Source organism: Acinetobacter sp. BD54 (assembly GCF_044778325.1).
In the GTDB taxonomy this organism is placed as follows: Bacteria; Pseudomonadota; Gammaproteobacteria; order Pseudomonadales; family Moraxellaceae; genus Acinetobacter; species Acinetobacter baumannii.
On sequence record NZ_JANJEP010000020.1, the window covers coordinates 1 to 16,708 of the forward strand.

At 39.5% G+C, this 16,708-nt stretch carries 15 protein-coding genes and 1 tRNA gene; 6 read left to right on the forward strand and 10 right to left on the reverse strand.

All coding sequences use genetic code 11. The features are described 5' to 3' along the window. The 5 genes from NQ782_RS19040 to NQ782_RS19060 form a co-directional block, all read right to left on the reverse strand. Positions 1 to 115 (reverse strand): GTP-binding protein (locus NQ782_RS19040; RefSeq protein WP_041172161.1); only part of this gene is annotated, 115 nt, incomplete at its 3' end. Between the two features lie 94 nt (positions 116 to 209). Further along, positions 210 to 2,348 (reverse strand): elongation factor G, encoded by a 2,139-nt coding sequence (gene fusA, locus NQ782_RS19045; RefSeq protein WP_000113824.1) that lies wholly within the window; start codon positions 2,346 to 2,348, stop codon positions 210 to 212. Positions 2,349 to 2,526: 178 nt separating this feature from the next. Beyond that, entirely contained in the window at positions 2,527 to 2,997 is a 471-nt protein-coding gene (gene rpsG / locus NQ782_RS19050; RefSeq protein WP_001138055.1) for a 30S ribosomal protein S7, read from the reverse strand. A 159-nt stretch (positions 2,998 to 3,156) separates the two neighbouring features. Further along, the gene (gene rpsL / locus NQ782_RS19055; protein WP_000246374.1) at positions 3,157 to 3,531 is read right to left on the reverse strand and encodes a 30S ribosomal protein S12; all 375 of its coding nucleotides are present in this window, start codon (positions 3,529 to 3,531) and stop codon (positions 3,157 to 3,159) included. A 200-nt stretch (positions 3,532 to 3,731) separates the two neighbouring features. Further along, positions 3,732 to 5,057, reverse strand: coding sequence for an EcsC family protein (locus NQ782_RS19060; protein ID WP_000160004.1), 1,326 nt, complete (start codon positions 5,055 to 5,057; stop codon positions 3,732 to 3,734). Between the two features lie 296 nt (positions 5,058 to 5,353). Here NQ782_RS19060 and NQ782_RS19065 point away from each other — a divergent pair, with 296 nt between their 5' ends. The 6 genes from NQ782_RS19065 (at position 5,354) to NQ782_RS19090 (ending at position 11,768) form a co-directional block, all read left to right on the forward strand. Further along, a complete protein-coding gene (locus tag NQ782_RS19065) occupies positions 5,354 to 6,583 on the forward strand; it encodes a beta-ketoacyl-ACP synthase II (protein WP_000832710.1) in 1,230 nt (409 codons plus the stop codon). A gap of 18 nt (positions 6,584 to 6,601) precedes the next feature. Continuing rightward, on the forward strand, positions 6,602 to 7,054 hold the full coding sequence (gene hemJ, locus NQ782_RS19070; protein WP_000339890.1) for a protoporphyrinogen oxidase HemJ: 453 nt from the start codon (positions 6,602 to 6,604) through the stop codon (positions 7,052 to 7,054). Positions 7,055 to 7,225: 171 nt separating this feature from the next. Further along, positions 7,226 to 8,086, forward strand: a complete 861-nt coding sequence (locus NQ782_RS19075; RefSeq protein ID WP_002046558.1) for a pirin family protein — start codon at positions 7,226 to 7,228, stop codon at positions 8,084 to 8,086. A gap of 90 nt (positions 8,087 to 8,176) precedes the next feature. Further along, on the forward strand, positions 8,177 to 8,737 hold the full coding sequence (locus NQ782_RS19080) for a hypothetical protein (RefSeq protein WP_002031436.1): 561 nt from the start codon (positions 8,177 to 8,179) through the stop codon (positions 8,735 to 8,737). 384 nt (positions 8,738 to 9,121) lie between these two features. Beyond that, positions 9,122 to 10,747: an NAD+ synthase gene (locus NQ782_RS19085; protein WP_000834616.1), complete on the forward strand. Its 1,626-nt coding sequence runs from the start codon at positions 9,122 to 9,124 to the stop codon at positions 10,745 to 10,747. Then, positions 10,740 to 11,768: a hypothetical protein gene (locus NQ782_RS19090; RefSeq protein WP_057094033.1), complete on the forward strand. Its 1,029-nt coding sequence runs from the start codon at positions 10,740 to 10,742 to the stop codon at positions 11,766 to 11,768. The genes NQ782_RS19085 and NQ782_RS19090 overlap by 8 nt, the downstream gene beginning before the upstream one ends. A gap of 43 nt (positions 11,769 to 11,811) precedes the next feature. Here NQ782_RS19090 and NQ782_RS19095 read toward each other — a convergent pair. From NQ782_RS19095 to NQ782_RS19115, 5 genes are all read right to left on the reverse strand, one after another. Then, positions 11,812 to 11,888 (reverse strand) — tRNA-Met (locus NQ782_RS19095). A 157-nt stretch (positions 11,889 to 12,045) separates the two neighbouring features. Beyond that, positions 12,046 to 13,002, reverse strand: coding sequence for a carnitine monooxygenase, reductase subunit CntB (gene cntB / locus NQ782_RS19100; protein WP_032038612.1), 957 nt, complete (start codon positions 13,000 to 13,002; stop codon positions 12,046 to 12,048). A 47-nt stretch (positions 13,003 to 13,049) separates the two neighbouring features. Then, complete coding sequence (locus NQ782_RS19105) at positions 13,050 to 14,501, reverse strand: NAD-dependent succinate-semialdehyde dehydrogenase (RefSeq protein WP_000096957.1); 1,452 nt, start codon at positions 14,499 to 14,501, stop codon at positions 13,050 to 13,052. A 64-nt stretch (positions 14,502 to 14,565) separates the two neighbouring features. Beyond that, a complete protein-coding gene (gene cntA, locus NQ782_RS19110) occupies positions 14,566 to 15,681 on the reverse strand; it encodes a carnitine monooxygenase subunit alpha (protein WP_001277084.1) in 1,116 nt (371 codons plus the stop codon). Between the two features lie 42 nt (positions 15,682 to 15,723). After that, the gene (locus tag NQ782_RS19115; protein ID WP_057094035.1) at positions 15,724 to 16,698 is read right to left on the reverse strand and encodes an alpha/beta hydrolase; all 975 of its coding nucleotides are present in this window, start codon (positions 16,696 to 16,698) and stop codon (positions 15,724 to 15,726) included. Positions 16,699 to 16,708: the final 10 nt, after the last annotated feature.

Consider the following 16,708-nt stretch of genomic DNA (forward strand, 5'->3'; position numbering starts at 1 on the left):
TTTTTGCACAAATTGTTGCAATCGCAGCAGTTAAAGTTGTTTTACCATGGTCAACGTGACCGATTGTACCCACGTTTACGTGTGGTTTATTACGTTCAAACTTGGCTTTAGCCATGATGATCTTCCTTTATTAACTACTCATGGAGGGTCGCTCCATGAGCACTTGGTTTTTAACTAAGAATTAGTTAGGGCTTATAGTAATCGAAAGATTACTCGTCGTCACCTTTTTTACCGCCAGCTTGGAATTTAGCGATGATGCCTTCAGCCACGTTACGTGGAGTTTCAGCATATTTAGCAAATTCCATTGAGTATGTCGCACGACCTTGAGACATAGAACGCATTTGAGTCGCGTAACCAAACATCTCAGCAAGTGGAACTTCTGCTTTAATTGCTTTTGTTCCACCAGGAAGATCGTCCATACCTTGAACCATACCACGACGACGGTTTAAGTCACCCATGATATCGCCCATGTAGTCTTCTGGAGTCTCAACTTCAACTTTCATGATAGGTTCAAGAAGAACAGGATCTGCTTTCATGAAACCATCACGGAATGCGTAAGAACCAGCCATTTTGAACGACAATTCGTCAGAGTCGACATCGTGGTAAGAACCGTCAAAAAGAACAGCTTTAACGCCTACAACTGGGTAACCAGCCAAGACACCATTCTTCATACGTTCTTGAATACCTTTGTCAACTGCACCGAAGAATTCTTTAGGTACTACACCACCAACAACTTCTTCAGCGAATTCGTATTCTTTACCAGCAGCTTCAACGTCAAGCGGTTCTAAACGAACATATACGTGACCGAATTTACCTTTACCACCTGTTTGACGTACGAATTTACCTTCTTGCTCAACAGTTTTCTTAATCGTTTCACGATAAGCAACCATTGGTTTACCGATATTCGCTTCAACACCGAATTCACGCTTCATACGGTCAACGATGATGTCAAGGTGAAGCTCACCCATACCAGCAATAATTGTCTGACCAGATTCTTCATCAGTGTGAACACGGAATGAAGGGTCTTCTTTAGCCAAACGGCCTAAAGCGATAGACATTTTTTCTTGGTCAGCTTTAGTTTTTGGTTCAACCGCTAACTGAATTACTGGATCTGGGAATTCCATACGTTCAAGTGTAATGATGTTTTTCTCATCACATAATGTATCACCAGTAGTAACGTCTTTAAGACCTACACACGCTGCGATATCACCTGCACGGATTTCATCAATATCTTGACGTTCGTTTGCGTGCATTTGCACGATACGACCGATACGTTCACGCTTAGATTTAACTGGGTTATAAACAGCATCACCTTGTTTAAGAACACCAGAGTAAACACGTACGAATGTTAAGTTACCTACGAATTTGTCGTTCATGATTTTGAACGCAAGCGCAGAGAACGGAGCTTCGTCAGATGCTTCACGAGACGCTTTAGTTTCGTCTTTATCGTCAAGGATACCTTCGATCGCTTTAACTTCTGTAGGTGATGGTAAGAATTCAATTACAGCGTCCAACATACGTTGAACACCTTTGTTCTTGAATGCAGAACCACAAAGCATTACTTGGATTTCAGAAGCTAATGTACGAGCACGTAAACCTGCGATGATGTCTTCTTTAGAAAGATCACCCTCTTCAAGGTATTTGTCCATTAACTCTTCAGAAGCTTCAGCAGCAGCTTCAACCATGTTTGTACGCCATTCTTGAGCAGTATCAACTAGGTCAGCTGGAATCTCGCCGTATTCAAACTTCATACCTTGAGAAGCTTCATCCCAGATAATTGCCTTCATTTCGATAAGGTCAACTACACCAGTGAATGTGTCTTCAGCACCGATTGGCACAACGATTGGCACAGGATTCGCACCAAGACGTGTTTTCATTTGTTCAACAACACGGAAGAAGTTTGCACCAGTACGGTCCATCTTGTTCACGAATGCTAAACGAGGCACTTTATATTTGTTAGCCTGACGCCATACAGTTTCAGACTGAGGCTGTACACCACCAACTGCACAGTAAACCATGCAAGCACCGTCAAGAACACGCATAGAACGCTCAACTTCGATTGTGAAGTCAACGTGTCCCGGTGTATCAATTACGTTGATACGGTGTTGTGGGAATTGGTTACCCATACCAGACCAGAAACAAGTTGTTGCAGCAGAGGTAATTGTAATACCACGCTCTTGCTCTTGTTCCATCCAGTCCATTGTTGCTGCACCGTCGTGTACTTCACCAATTTTGTGAGATACACCTGTGTAGAACAAAATACGTTCAGTTGTAGTTGTTTTACCTGCGTCGATGTGCGCAGAGATACCGATGTTACGGTAACGAGTAATTGGGGTTTGGCGAGCCATGATGTCTACATTCCTAAATGTTATCTTTAAAACAGGGCGCACCAATTAAATTGATGCGCACGAATACTCAAGCGGGGCAACTTAAATACCCGCAAAGCCCCCACTTTGGTAGAGAGCAATGTTGAATCTAGCTACTGTATGCATGAGTATTCTCCTGATTAGGGACTGTTTTATCCGCTTAGAAACGGTAGTGAGAGAAGGCTTTGTTAGCTTCTGCCATACGGTGCACGTCTTCACGTTTTTTGATCGCAGCACCTTTGCCTTCAGCTGCATCAAGCAACTCGCCAGCAAGACGTAAAGCCATAGTTTTTTCAGAACGCTTAGCAGCAGCATCTACTAACCAACGCATTGCTAAGGCAGTACGACGGGATGGGCGTACTTCCATAGGTACTTGATAAGTAGCACCACCAACACGGCGTGCTTTTACTTCGACCATAGGACGAACTTTTTCAAGAGTAGTCTCGAAAAATTCAACTGGGTCTACTTTGTTTTTTTCTTGAACGCGTTCTAAAGCACCGTAAACGATACTTTCAGCAATAGATTTTTTACCATCTTGCATTACGTGGTTCATGAATTTAGCGATTGTTTGGCTGCTAAATTTAGGATCTGGAAGGATCTCACGAGCAGCGACTACGCGACGTCTTGGCATTTTAATACACCTAATAATATGACACTTCAGGATGATCCAGCAGTTTGTACAAGTGTCATGTACACGACGCTGGCCTTACTATACGTCGCTTGAATTACAAATCTATGAAGAATTCAAACAAGCGAAACGCTAAAGGGCTTTTGGACTAGTTTCCCAGAATTACTTCTTAGGACGTTTAGCACCGTATTTAGAACGTGATTGGTTACGATCTTTAACACCAGCACAGTCTAAAGAACCACGAACGGTATGGTAACGTACACCCGGTAAGTCTTTAACACGACCACCACGGATAAGAACAACACTGTGCTCTTGTAAGTTATGGCCTTCACCACCGATGTAGCTAGATACTTCAAAACCTGAAGTTAAGCGAACACGGCAAACCTTACGCATAGCTGAGTTAGGTTTTTTAGGTGTAGTTGTATAAACACGTGTACAAACACCACGACGTTGTGGACAAGCCTTCAACGCAGGAACTTTGGATTTTTCAACCAAAGTCGTACGACCCTTACGGATCAACTGATTCGTTGTTGCCATATGGCAATTCTCCCGTTATTAAAAAACCTTAAAAAGAAAACACCTCTTTTTAAGGGCACATAATTGTAAGCCAAGATGCAAAAATGGTCAACATGGCAGCAGTTGCCAAATGTTGACCATATCAATGATTGACAGGATTATTTACAAATTTAAATAGGGGTGAAATTTAGTTTTCAAACCCTACCTTTGTAATTGTATTGTTAAGAGTACTTTTGCCCCTCTATAACATCATCATTTTCTTCACTTTCAGGCTCTAATGCTGGCTTTTGTTCACTATGTTCATGTTCAACTACATGTTTCTCTGCAAGATGCTCAATTCCTTGGTGAACATTTTCTTGAACTTTTTCTTCGCTTTTTTCAGAAGTATTTGATTTGACCACAACAGATACTTTTGAAATTACATCATGATTTTCAATTTTATGATGCTGCGTAGCATGGACACTACCATTTTCACCCACATTTAAAAGACGTGGACTCGCTTTTTGAATTAGAGTTACCGCCGCATAGTACGCCTGTAATGGTGATAAATGCTCATTTGGATGTTCATTTAAATAATGTCTTGCTGCACCGAAAATAGCTTGTGCCTTATGGCCTACATCTTCTTGTAACTTCCAACTATAAACAGCACTAAGCACTGCACCAGCTACTGGAGTAAACTTGCCTACCACAGCAAGTTGCGGAACTTTATTTAACCAGTTCCATTTAAACTCACCATTTTCATCAACTAACCAGCTTTTTAAGGTTTCAATATCATTTGAAGAGCCAAGTACTTGCTGGAACTGTTGAATATCTTGAGTCTCCAACATATTTCGTAAGGCTTTAAGTGCCAAGAGTAAAGTCTGCTTTTCCGCAATTAAGCTGATATCAACTTCTTTAAAAATAAATTCAACAACGTCTTGGTCAGTTGCTTCGGTTAAATCAAAGCCGTGTGATCTACCTGTTTGGTAAATTGTTCTCAAAACAAGGACTAATGAAACTGGAATATCTATGGCTGCTCCAACCATTCCAGATACGCCCGTAATTGCACCTTGAATACTGGCAATCAATTTATTTTGTTCAATAAGTGCCTGACTTAAACGTTGGGAGCGCGAGGTATCTTTTGTAAGCTCAAATAAGTCTTTAGCCCCCGCTTCTTCTAAAATTTTTTCAGTTAACGTACTTTTCGAACTAAAGTCATTCAACCAATCAAATAAATAGCTTGATATTTTTTCATTCCAGTCAGGTGAAATAAATGTAGCGATACCATTGACCTTTCTAAAATGGCGTCCAAATACCTGACGAGTAACTTTAGGTAAATGTTCACGTAACATTTGTTGTGGGCTTTCATACTGCTCCACTTCAAACGGACTTTTATTTCTGGCACTACCTTCTACTGTTTTGCCATTTGAAAGTGGCTCAACCAATTTACTTACCTCACCAATTTGACTTTGCTGCAAGATGTTTAAACCAGTAGAACTGAGCTTTTTAGCCACTCCGAAGACCTGAGAAAACAAATTGTCAGATTGATTATTATTAAATTTTGTCATCCAGTACCTCGATTTTTTAATTTATCTAATTAGAGATAAATACTAGGTGGAATGTGGATTTATCTCAACTTGAATGTGTGTATTTTAGTTAACCCTAAATGCAACATACTGTGTATTTGGTTATTTTTTTTAAATGCAAAATTGACATAAAGATTTGCCATAAGAAATAAAAAACCTTTCTGCTATCATGGTAGCAACGAAAACATGGGTCTACTGTTCTTACAGCTATATTCTCCTATCATTTAATAGCTGCTCATGATCATAGACTTTAAATATCACCATAAAGGGACCTGTAGATGAAACGTGTTGTAATCACTGGTATGGGTATTAACTCATGTATCGGTAACTCTTTAGAAGAAGTTACTCATTCACTTAAAAATGGAATCTCCGGGACACGTTTTAACCCAACTTATGCTGAACTCAATTTTAAAAGTCATGTCAGCGCTGCGGCAGAACAAGATTTTGACAATATTGATCGTAAATTAAAACGGTTCATGGGCGTATGTGCAATGTACGCTTATAACTCTGCTGTTGCAGCTGTTGAACATGCTGGCTTAAAAGCAGAAGATTTAGCAGATAATCCACGTTATGGTATTGCTGGTGGTTCAGGCGGTGGTTCAACTGCTTCTGTTGTAGAAATGACTGAGCTTTTAGAAACTAAAGGTGCTCGTAAAGTTGGTCCTTTCTTTGTTCCACGTAACATGACAAATACAATCACTGCAAACGTGGGTGTAGCATTTAAACTTCAAGGTATTGCTCACTCAATTGCAAGTGCTTGTGCAACTTCTGCAGACGCAATTGGTTATGCATATAACCTTATCGCTCTAGGCAAACAAGATCTTATGCTTGCTGGTGGTGGTGAAGAAGATCACTGGTCTCAAAGCTTATTGTTTGATGCAATGGGTGCTTTGTGTTCTAAATACAACGACACACCTGAAACAGCGTCTCGTCCATATTCTAAAGACCGTGACGGTTTCGTTATTGCTGGCGGTGGCGGTTTCGTTGTTCTTGAATCTCTTGAACATGCTCAAGCACGTGGTGCAAATATTCTTGCTGAAGTTGTTGCTTATGCTGCAAACAGTGACGGTGCTGACATGGTAGCTCCAAGTGGTGAAGGTGCAACTCGCTGTATCTTGATGGCTCTTGAAGAAGCGAAACAACACGGCGTAGATAAAATTGACTATGTAAATACGCATGGTACTTCTACACCAGCAGGTGACGTGACTGAGCTTAAAGCAATGGAACGTGCTTTCGGTGAAGGTAAAGTTCCACCACTTAGTTCAACTAAATCTATGACTGGTCACAGCTTAGGTGCTGCTGGTGTTCATGAAGCAATTTACTCTGTATTAATGCTTCAAAATGACTTTATCGCGCCAAACATCAACGTGACTGAGCTTGATGAAGGTACTGAAGGCTTTGATATTGTGCTTGAAAAACGTGATACAAAATTGAATACTGTAATGAGTAACAGTTTTGGCTTTGGCGGTGTTAACGCTTGCCTAATTTTCAAGAAGTGGGATGCATAATCCCGCGTAGGATTATCGATGGATGCACCTTCTGATGCCTTTTTGTGGGTAAAAGCATTACATATTATTGCTGTGGTTTGTTGGTTCGCTGCTTTGTTCTACTTACCACGTCTTTATGTTTACCATGCAATGAGTGATGATGCTACAAGCCATCAACGCTTTGAAGTAATGGAACGTAAGTTGTATCGAGGTATTATGTGGCCATCTATGATTGCCACATTAATTACCGCACACTTTCTTGTAGAGTGGGGCGATGCAACTAGACATTACCATGAAGCTACTTGGTTTTATCTAAAAGTTGGATTAGTGGCTTTATTAGTGATCTACCATTTAGTTTGTGGTTACTATCGCAAAAAGCTTATTGGAAATGCTCACTACAAATCACATAAGTTCTGGCGTTTCTTCAATGAAATGCCAACTTTAATTTTATTTGCTGTTGTGATTTTAGTTGTTGTAAAACCTCAGTTTTAACTGGGGTTTTTTTATTATCTAGGACTCTCATCTCATTCTCTTATGCATTTTACTGACTCAACCTATTCATAATTTATTATTCAGAGCAAAAGACTTTTATACCAGTCTTAATACATTCTTATAAAAACATCTCATCTTTTTTATAAATTCAATCAACAGAAAGGATAAAGCATGAAAAGTCTGGCTTTTATTCATCGTAACGATACTCGCTTTGCGGTCGGTGATTTTTATCCAGTTCTTTCTGTTTTTTCCTACCATGAGTTAGGCAATACCCTCTCACCCTTCTTACTACTCGACCATTTAGGTCCCGGAAAAATTGCACCTTCTATGAAACGTAGAGGAGTTAATGATCATCCCCATCGTGGATTCGAAACGGTAACACTTGTTTATGCAGGTGAACTGGAACATAAAGATTCATCTGGTGGAGGTGGATTTATAAGTGCTGGCGATGTGCAATGGATGACCGCAGCCTCTGGTGTGATTCATCGGGAATTGTTTAGTGAAGAGTATTCTCGATCTGGTGGTCCTTTTGAAATGATTCAACTTTGGGTCAATTTACCAGCAGCAAATAAAATGAATTCTCCGCGCTATCAAAGTTTAAAGAAAGCTGAAATACCTATGGTGAAACTGGAAAATGAAGCTGGATTTGTACGTATTATTGCAGGGCAGTTTAAGCATGTTATGGGCCCTGCACTTACTCACACTCCTATTACCGTATTAGATGTAGAGCTCCATGCAGGTCAGCAAGCTGCCTTTCCTGCTCAATCTGGTGAAACAGCTTTAGTTTATTTACGTTCAGGTCGGGCACAATTTCAAAAAGATGAAGACGTTTTAGAGGAACAAGGCCTAGCAGTCATGTCAAACCAAGGAGAGCATTTCTCTATTACTGCCCTGCAAAGTTGCAAATTACTTATTTTGACAGGACAACCCATCACAGAACCGATTAATGGTCATGGTCCATTTGTAATGAATACTTATGATGAGATTTTACAAGCCTATGATGATATTAAAAATGGAAGATTTGCCAAGTAAAACAGACCAGCTGCCGCATGAGAAACAAATGACAGTTATTTGCGTCTGTCTTTCAACATAGTTGATGTATGTTATGCTACAAACCAATAGATGAACTTATTTACTAGCAAAACTATGTTCACTCTCAACGCTTTTAAATTTGTCATATATCGACAATTTATTATTTTCACCCTTTTTATATTTCGTCACTTAAAAAGCTATCCAATTCGATTTCTTACACCTGAAGAAAAAGCTTTAGCACAAAGGGTGTTTGGGGGTTTGCTAGATTGTGAACGTCCTAAAATTATTGCTACTCGTTACTTACCGTGGCAAGCGCATGGAATTTTGATGGCTCCAAATGGGAATATATACGTCAATCTTTCTGACTACAGCAGTAATTACGCGCTAGAGTCTAAATTCATACAAGGGATTTTTATTCATGAGCTAGCTCATGTTATGCAATACCAACGAGGTATTCATGTATTACTAAAAGGTGCGTTACTGCAATCCGCCTACTATTTGAGTTTTAAGTATTACAATCCTTATAAATATACTTATGATCCTCAGAAAGCATTTAGTTCTTACAATATTGAGCAGCAAGGAGAAATTGCTAGAGATATCTGTTCAGGTAAACTGCCAAATATCATTTGTTTACCTCAACTTGATTTGTAACCAAATAATCCAGTTTGTTTTCAACGTAACTTTTTTGCTAACTTATCAATAGAAATTTGATAAACAAAAAACATAAAAATAAAGTTGAGATCTGAATTTATTAATGTCAAATTATTGAAAATAAGTATAAAAACTTATTTCAAATTTTCGAGTGATAAGGCAGTATACAAACAATAAAAATAATGAAGCTTGTTTCTATTGTATACAGAAAATCTCGTTATTTTTACGCAGAAAATATGTGATTGGTATATATTATTGATCTTGACATTTTTGTTTACTATTTTACGTGTTTATTATCGTGCTATACACATCGTTGAAAAATTATATCCATAAAAATCAACACTATGTGTATTTATATTCGTTATGATCTAGGATTAGGTTTGAATGAAAAGTTTTAAAGTTGCCCTTGCTCAGTTTTCTCCGCATATTGGCAATATTGACTCAAACACCCAAAAGATGATTGAGCAAGCAAATCAGGCGAAAAAACAAGACGCTGACCTGATTATTTTTCCTGAGCTTTCTGTGATTGGTTATCCAGCTGAAGACTTATTGTTACGTCCAAATTTAAATAAGCGGATGCAAAAGGCTTTTGCTCAACTTAGTGAAGTTAAAGATATTGTGATGGTTTTCGGCTTCGTAAACCAGACAGAAGATGGCCAACGTTATAATTCAGCTGCTGTCATGAAAGACGGTCAGGTTTTAGGTGTCTTCAATAAACATAACTTGCCAAACTATGGCGTTTTTGATGAAAAACGTTATTTCCAAAAAGGCCATCAGCACTTGGTATTTGAGTATTTAGGCCATAAGTTTGGTGTACTCATTTGTGAAGATATCTGGTCAATCAATACAGTAAAACAATTAAGCCAATTAAATGTTGATACTGTACTTGTGCTTAATTCATCGCCATATGAAGTGGGTAAACCACAGCATCGTAAACAGACATTAAGTGAGCTTGCAAAGCAGCTTCATTTAAATATTGTTTATGTTAACCAAGTTGGTGGACAAGATGATTTAATTTTTGATGGTACAAGTTTTGTCAGCAATCAAAATGGTGAAATTGCTTTACAAGCACCTAGCTTTAAAGAAGATCTCTATATTGCTGAATTTGACCGCGATACAAAATTATATAAAGTTGTCGAGTCTGCTCCTGCACTAGAAACTTTTGCAGAGATCTATCAAGGTCTAGTCATGGCAACACGTGACTATGTAGAACGCTCAGGTTTTCCTGGAGTAATTTTAGGTCTTTCTGGCGGTATTGACTCTGCCCTTACGCTTGCTATTGCAGTTGATGCAATCGGTGCTGAGAGAGTTCAAGCTGTGATGATGCCATATACTTACACATCTCAAATTAGTGTAGAAGATGCAGCGGAACAAGCTCGCCGTATGGGCGTGACTTTCGGTATTGCCGAAATTCATTCAATCGTAAATAGCTTCATGCAAACTTTGTATCCGTTCTTTGGTAATTCACCAGCCGATGCGACTGAAGAAAATTTACAAGCGCGCGCTCGTGGCACATTACTTATGGGCTTATCTAACAAGTTTGGTAATTTAGTCCTTTCTACAGGTAATAAATCTGAACTTTCAGTTGGCTATTGCACACTTTACGGTGACATGGTGGGTGGCTTTGCTGTTCTCAAAGATGTTTATAAAACAATCGTGTTTGAATTAGCAAAATACCGTAATAGCTTAAGTGAAACTCCGGTTATTCCTGAGCGTGTAATTACTCGCCCACCTTCAGCAGAACTACGTCCAGATCAAAAAGACCAAGACTCTTTACCAGCGTATGATGTATTGGATGCTATCCTTTATGCATACATTGAAGAAGATTTAGGTCAGGCAGATATTATTGCCAAAGGTTTTGATAAAGAAGTTGTTGAAAAAGTCATCCGTTTAGTTGATCGTAATGAATATAAACGTCGTCAAGGTGCGATTGGCCCGAGAATTACTTCTCGTGCATTTAGTCGCGAACGACGTTATCCGATTGTCAACGGTTGGACAGCGAATGACTGAGCAGAAAAACTCATCAAAAACTACAGCACTTGCTCAAGCACTTTTGCTTGAGCAGGTGGAATTTTTCAAAAAACAATTATCTATAGAAAACTCACCTATTTATTTCCGGCAATTTATTCAGCTTTTTATGCAACATGCCGATGAAATTAAACTTTATGAAGTTGTGGATTTAGAACAATTACAAGCCGTTGTGAAACGCTATGCTTTTGAAATGCAGCTTGGTGCAGGCTTGCTTGAGTTTATTGGGGAAATTGCACAGCGTATTTATTTATCTGCCATGAAATCTCCAGTTCAGCTACAAGACTTGGTATCCGATCACCAGTTTGAAATGTGGCTTTCCAAGTTTTTGGAAATGGAGCATATTCCACATTATCTCAATCAGTTTTTAAGAACTAGCCCTTCTGTTCAACAACTTTGCCAATATATTGCCACTTCAACCTTAGAACAAAAATTACCTAAATTTCTAACGGCCTCTAGAGTGGATGACTACCATTTTGAATGGCAACATAAACTCAAAAAATTCTCTTTTTTACAGCAACAACGTCTTGAGCATAAGCTTGAAACGTGGATTGCCAGCTTTATTCATGAACAACTGGCAGAATTAAGCCTTTTATCGGCTGAAGATTTAGAAAGCTTAGTACGTCATATCTGGGAAGATATTAGACATAAAAAAATCTATGAGTTTATGAAACAGCTCACTCCTCTCGATGTTGAGGAGTTCTTTGTTTTAATTTATGAATACTGGAAAGAATTACGACAGTCACAATTTATGCAAGGTCTTATTTTGTATGGTGTCGAAGTTTTTTATGATTTTTATAAAGATCAGAGTTTATTTGAAGTATTAAGTGCAATTGGTTTATCCGAAACTGACTTACAAACTGAAGCTTTACGTTTTTATCCAAAAGTTATGGATACCTTTAATGAGCACGGTATTTTGGAACCGTTACTTCAAGCGCTCTTAGCTCCTTTTTATCAAAGCTCAAAAACACTCGATATAATTGAAAAACATTTTAGTGAGTAAAAAATAGATAAAAAGAAACCACGCAGGAGCGTGGTTTTTAAAATGGTGGCTATGACGAGACTTGAACTTGTGACCCCCGCATTATGAGTGCGGTGCTCTAACCAACTGAGCTACATAGCCGTAAACTGTGTGCGCATTATCTATAGTTCTGTATAGCAGGTCAATACTTCAAAACTCTTTATGCCCACCAAATGAACAAATATGATTCAGATCACTATTATTTGTTCATTTTTTAGCAAATTCTTACTTTAAGCAATTGATCGGCCACAGAAATATATTAAAGATCTAATACCAATTTTTTGCCTTTGGCTCTTGATACACAAATCATCATGCTCTTTTGTGAAGCTTTTTCGGCATCACTTAAGTATTGATCGAAGTGTTCTGCTTCACCTTCTAAAATAGCGGTTTCACATGTACCACAAACCCCTTCTCGGCATAGGCATTCCACATCAATATTTAATGTCTCGATGGCTTGTAAAATAGTCTGGTTACTTTGTACTTCAATTTCCTGATTAGATTTGGCAAGCACCACCGTAAATGCTTCACCATCTTCAGGAACTGTTGAGGCAAATTGTTCCCAATGAATGTATTCATCGCGGTAACGGTGCTTGTTACAACAATCAATCACAGCATCAATCATAGGTTTAGGTCCACATACATATACATGTGTGCCTTTTGGTTGCGATGAAATTAATTCTTCTAAATTAAGCATGCTGCCTTCTGAATCGACATAACTAAATACGTGCTCTGCATGTTTCTGTATTAGCTCATCAAGTAAAGCTGCATGTTCAGGTGAACGGTAAGCATAATGTAGCTCATACTCTGCTCCACGTGCTGCCAGCTCATCCATTTGAGGTAAGAATGGTGTAATACCAATACCACCAGCTATCAAGATATGTTTATTGCCTGTTTCAGCTAGCGGGAATAAATTTTTTGGTTCTGAAATCTGGATTTCACAGCCTTCATTGCACTGATCATGCATGAAAACTGATCCACCCTTACCTTCCACATCCTTACGAACGCAGACTTGGTAAGTTGATAAATCTTGCGTACAGCTCATCAATGAGTAGGCATTGGAAAGTTGTTCATTCATTTTGACAATAATATGGCTTCCCCCACTAAATCGAGGAAAGTTCTGCCCATCTTGACGTTTGAACGTAAACCGTTTGATTAAAGGGGTTAGCTGTTCCACACGAGTAACAACCGCTGGGAACATTTCATAATGACTCGCCATATTAGAATCCTTCTTTTACCGCATATTTTTGTTGTTAGGGCTTATCCTTAAAGCCCTAAACACATGTATTTAATGGTCATGAATTCTTCAAGACCATATTTTGAGCCTTCACGCCCAACACCTGATTGTTTCACACCGCCAAATGGTACAACTTCATTTGAAATTGCAGTGGCATTCATACCGACCATTCCATATTCAAGCTGTTCTGACACTCGCCATAAACGTGAAATATTTTCGCTATAAACATACGCAGCCAAACCAAAGATAGTGTCATTTGCTTGAGCAACCACATCTGCTTCATCTGTAAAGCGAATGAGCGGCGCAACTGGACCAAAAATTTCTTCTTGGACAATTTCCATTGTACGGTCAACGTTAGTTAAAACTGATGGTTCATAAAAGGTTTGTCCTAAAGCATGCTGCTTACCACCACAGGCAATCTTAGCGCCTTTGCTCACTGCATCATCAATTAACTGCTGTGCTTTCAAAACTGCTTTTTCATTAATTAATGGGCCAATTTGTACGCCATCTTCAAGTCCATTACCGACTTTAAACTTTTGTACTTCTTGTACAAACTTCTCGGCAAAAGCTTGATAAATATTGTCATGTACATAAATGCGGTTAGCACAAACACAGGTCTGGCCTGCATTACGAAACTTGGCAAAAATCGCACCTTGTACAGCTTTATCTAAATCGGCATCATCAAACACAATCAGAGGAGCATTTCCGCCCAACTCAAGCGCCAATTTTTTAATGGTGCTTGAACACTGCTGCATCAGTAAGCGTCCCACTGGCGTTGAACCAGTAAAAGTTAACTTCTTCACTTTTTCATGTGAAGTAAATACCGAGCCAATTTCTTGAGATTTACCAGTAACAACATTAATCACACCAGCTGGTATACCTGCCTTTTCTGCAAGCTTTGCAATCGCTAATGCACAGTAAGGTGTTTCATTGGCTGGCTTAATCACGACCGTACAACCCGCTGCTAAAGCTGGCGCTGCTTTACGAGTAATCATGGCAATTGGGAAATTCCACGGCGTAATCGCAGCCACCACACCCACAGGTTCTTTACTAATAATAAAGCGCTGCTGGTTATTTACGGTTGGAATCACATCACCATAAATACGCTTGCCTTCTTCGGCAAACCATTGAATAAATGATGCAGCATAGCGGACCTCACCTTTTGCTTCTGCTAAAGGCTTGCCTTGCTCAATGGTCATGATTAAAGCAAGTTCATCGGTATGATCGAGAACCAGTTTATGCCAAGCCAATAAGATATCAGCACGGTTTTGGGCCGTTAAAGCTTTCCAACTTTGTAAAGCCGTATAGGCAGCTTCAACTGCTTGGGTTGCCTCCGCTGCTCCCATATTAGGAATTGTGCCAATTTCTTCGCCTGTAGCTGGGTTACTCACCGGAACCGTGGCATTTGACTGTGCAGCTAGCCATTGCCCATTAATATAGGCTTGTTGCTGAAATAGTTCAGTACTTTGTAAACTCGACATATCGTCTTCCTAACTGAAGAATCAGGTGTAAGTCATGTTTACACCTGAATAAATCCCTTTGTTTTTATTGATGGTACTGCGCCACAAGATGTTGGAAGTAAGCAATACCATGCTCACTGATACCAGAACGTTGCTTGTCAGTCATGATACGGCCTTGACCACGATAACCACGTGATTTCAATCCACGTTGTACGCTCTCTACCAAGTTCAAATCTTCCGGGCGGAATACATTGCGATACCACTCAATCAAATCTTTTTGATCTTGAGTCAGTTCTTCGTTCGTAAAGTAAATATCGTAATGCTGCAAAGTTGTTTCTGCATCAACAGGGAATTCATAAATAACTGTCATGAAGTTGCTGCCTGGTGGTACGTTGAACATGGTGCAAGGCCAAGTCCAGAAACCATGAAACTCAGGATCTGTTACTGATGGATCAAGTTTGAATGACTTCTCAGATGAACGTGCAAAACCATATTGCAATGTCCAGTTTTGATGCGTTGTGTGCCAGTATTTATCGACTTGTACAGAGTCAGCAAAGCCTGGATGTGCAGGTCCACAGTGGTAGCATTCCATGTAGTTATCAACAATCACTTTCCAGTTTGCTGGTGTTTCTGTCACAAAGCGTGCTGCCAATTTTAAATCTTTAATCACACCACATGCTTGATTTAAACGTTCAGCAAAGCCCGGGAGCTGGTCTTCTACACAAGTCGCATTTTCATCCATATTAATAAATACGAAACCTGCATATTCTTCGACTTTTAAAGGCACCATGCTTGAGTTTTCTTTATCGAAAGATTCAACGTGGTCACAGTTACGTGCCAATGCCAAGCTACCGTCTAGCTTAAACGTCCATGCATGATATGGGCAGGTAATTACATTTTTTGCTTTACCACTACCGCTTAAAAGTTCATGACCACGGTGTGGACACACATTATAAAATGCGCGTAGAACACTATCTTTACCACGAATGATGACAATATTTTCACCAATTACTTTACGGGTAATATAGTCATTTGGCTGAGCCAACTCACTACCATGTGCAACGCAAATCCAGCTTTTAGCAAAGATTGCCTCTTTCTCGTGCTCAAAAACTTGAGATGAAGTATAGAAAACTTTAGGGAAAGTCCATGCAACATCTGGGTTTGCGCAAAAATCTTCAGGTAATTTTTCAACTGCACTCATGTTTTTACTCCATTAAATTCTTTTCGTCCAAATGACTCGATATTAAATTGATGTCTTTTCGACACTGCCAAACATGCGGCGTATCGCACTAAGCATGTTTTGATATAAATGTTGAACTTCCGGACAGTCACGCATCAGACGTAAACTGCCATGTAATAAACCTTTACCTAAATGAAACTCGTTAGGGATGCCTGCTTGTTCCAGTTTTTGGGTAAAGAGATAACCGTCATCACTTAAAGGGTCATATTCTGCAACAGCCACAAAACTTGTAGGCATATCTGAAAAGTCCGTCGCCAATAAAGGGGCTAGACGTAAATCCTGCCAATCTTGTGAGTTCGGAGCATATTCCTTTAAATAAAAATGCATATCTTCTGTCGTTAACAACGGCGCATGGGCGTGCTTTTGTGCGGATGCAGTATCAAATGCTGTCGTTAAACATGGATAAACCAATACCAGCCCTTGAGCTTGTAAACCACTATGTTGTAGTTCCACTGCAAGGGCAGCTGCTAAATTACCGCCCGCGCTATCGCCTGCTAGAACGATATTTTCACTATCGATTTGCCAAGCTGAACCATGTTGTTTAAGCCAGTGATAGACTGCTAAACAATCTTCAAAGGCTGCTGGAAAGCGATGCTCTGGTGCCAAGCGGTAATCCACACTAATAACAACCGCATTTAAGTCCTTACACAAATAACTGGTAATAAACTCATGTGAATCGAGTCCACCCACCATCCAACCACCACCATGTAGATACAACACACATGGCCAACCAGACTCAGGTCGATTTGTTTTTGGTAAATACACACGAACAGGCACAGGATGCTCTTCATTTGCAATCACTTGATCTTCTACATCTAACTTGTCATCACGTGGCAAAGTGTAGTGTCGGCACATGGCATCATATGCCGCACGGACTGAGTCAATATCTGCATCTGCTGGTGAATAAATGCTGCTCCAATACACAAGGCTTTGCATTTCTTCACTTAAGGCATAAGTAGCCTGTTCATATGTCGTCATTACCGTTCCC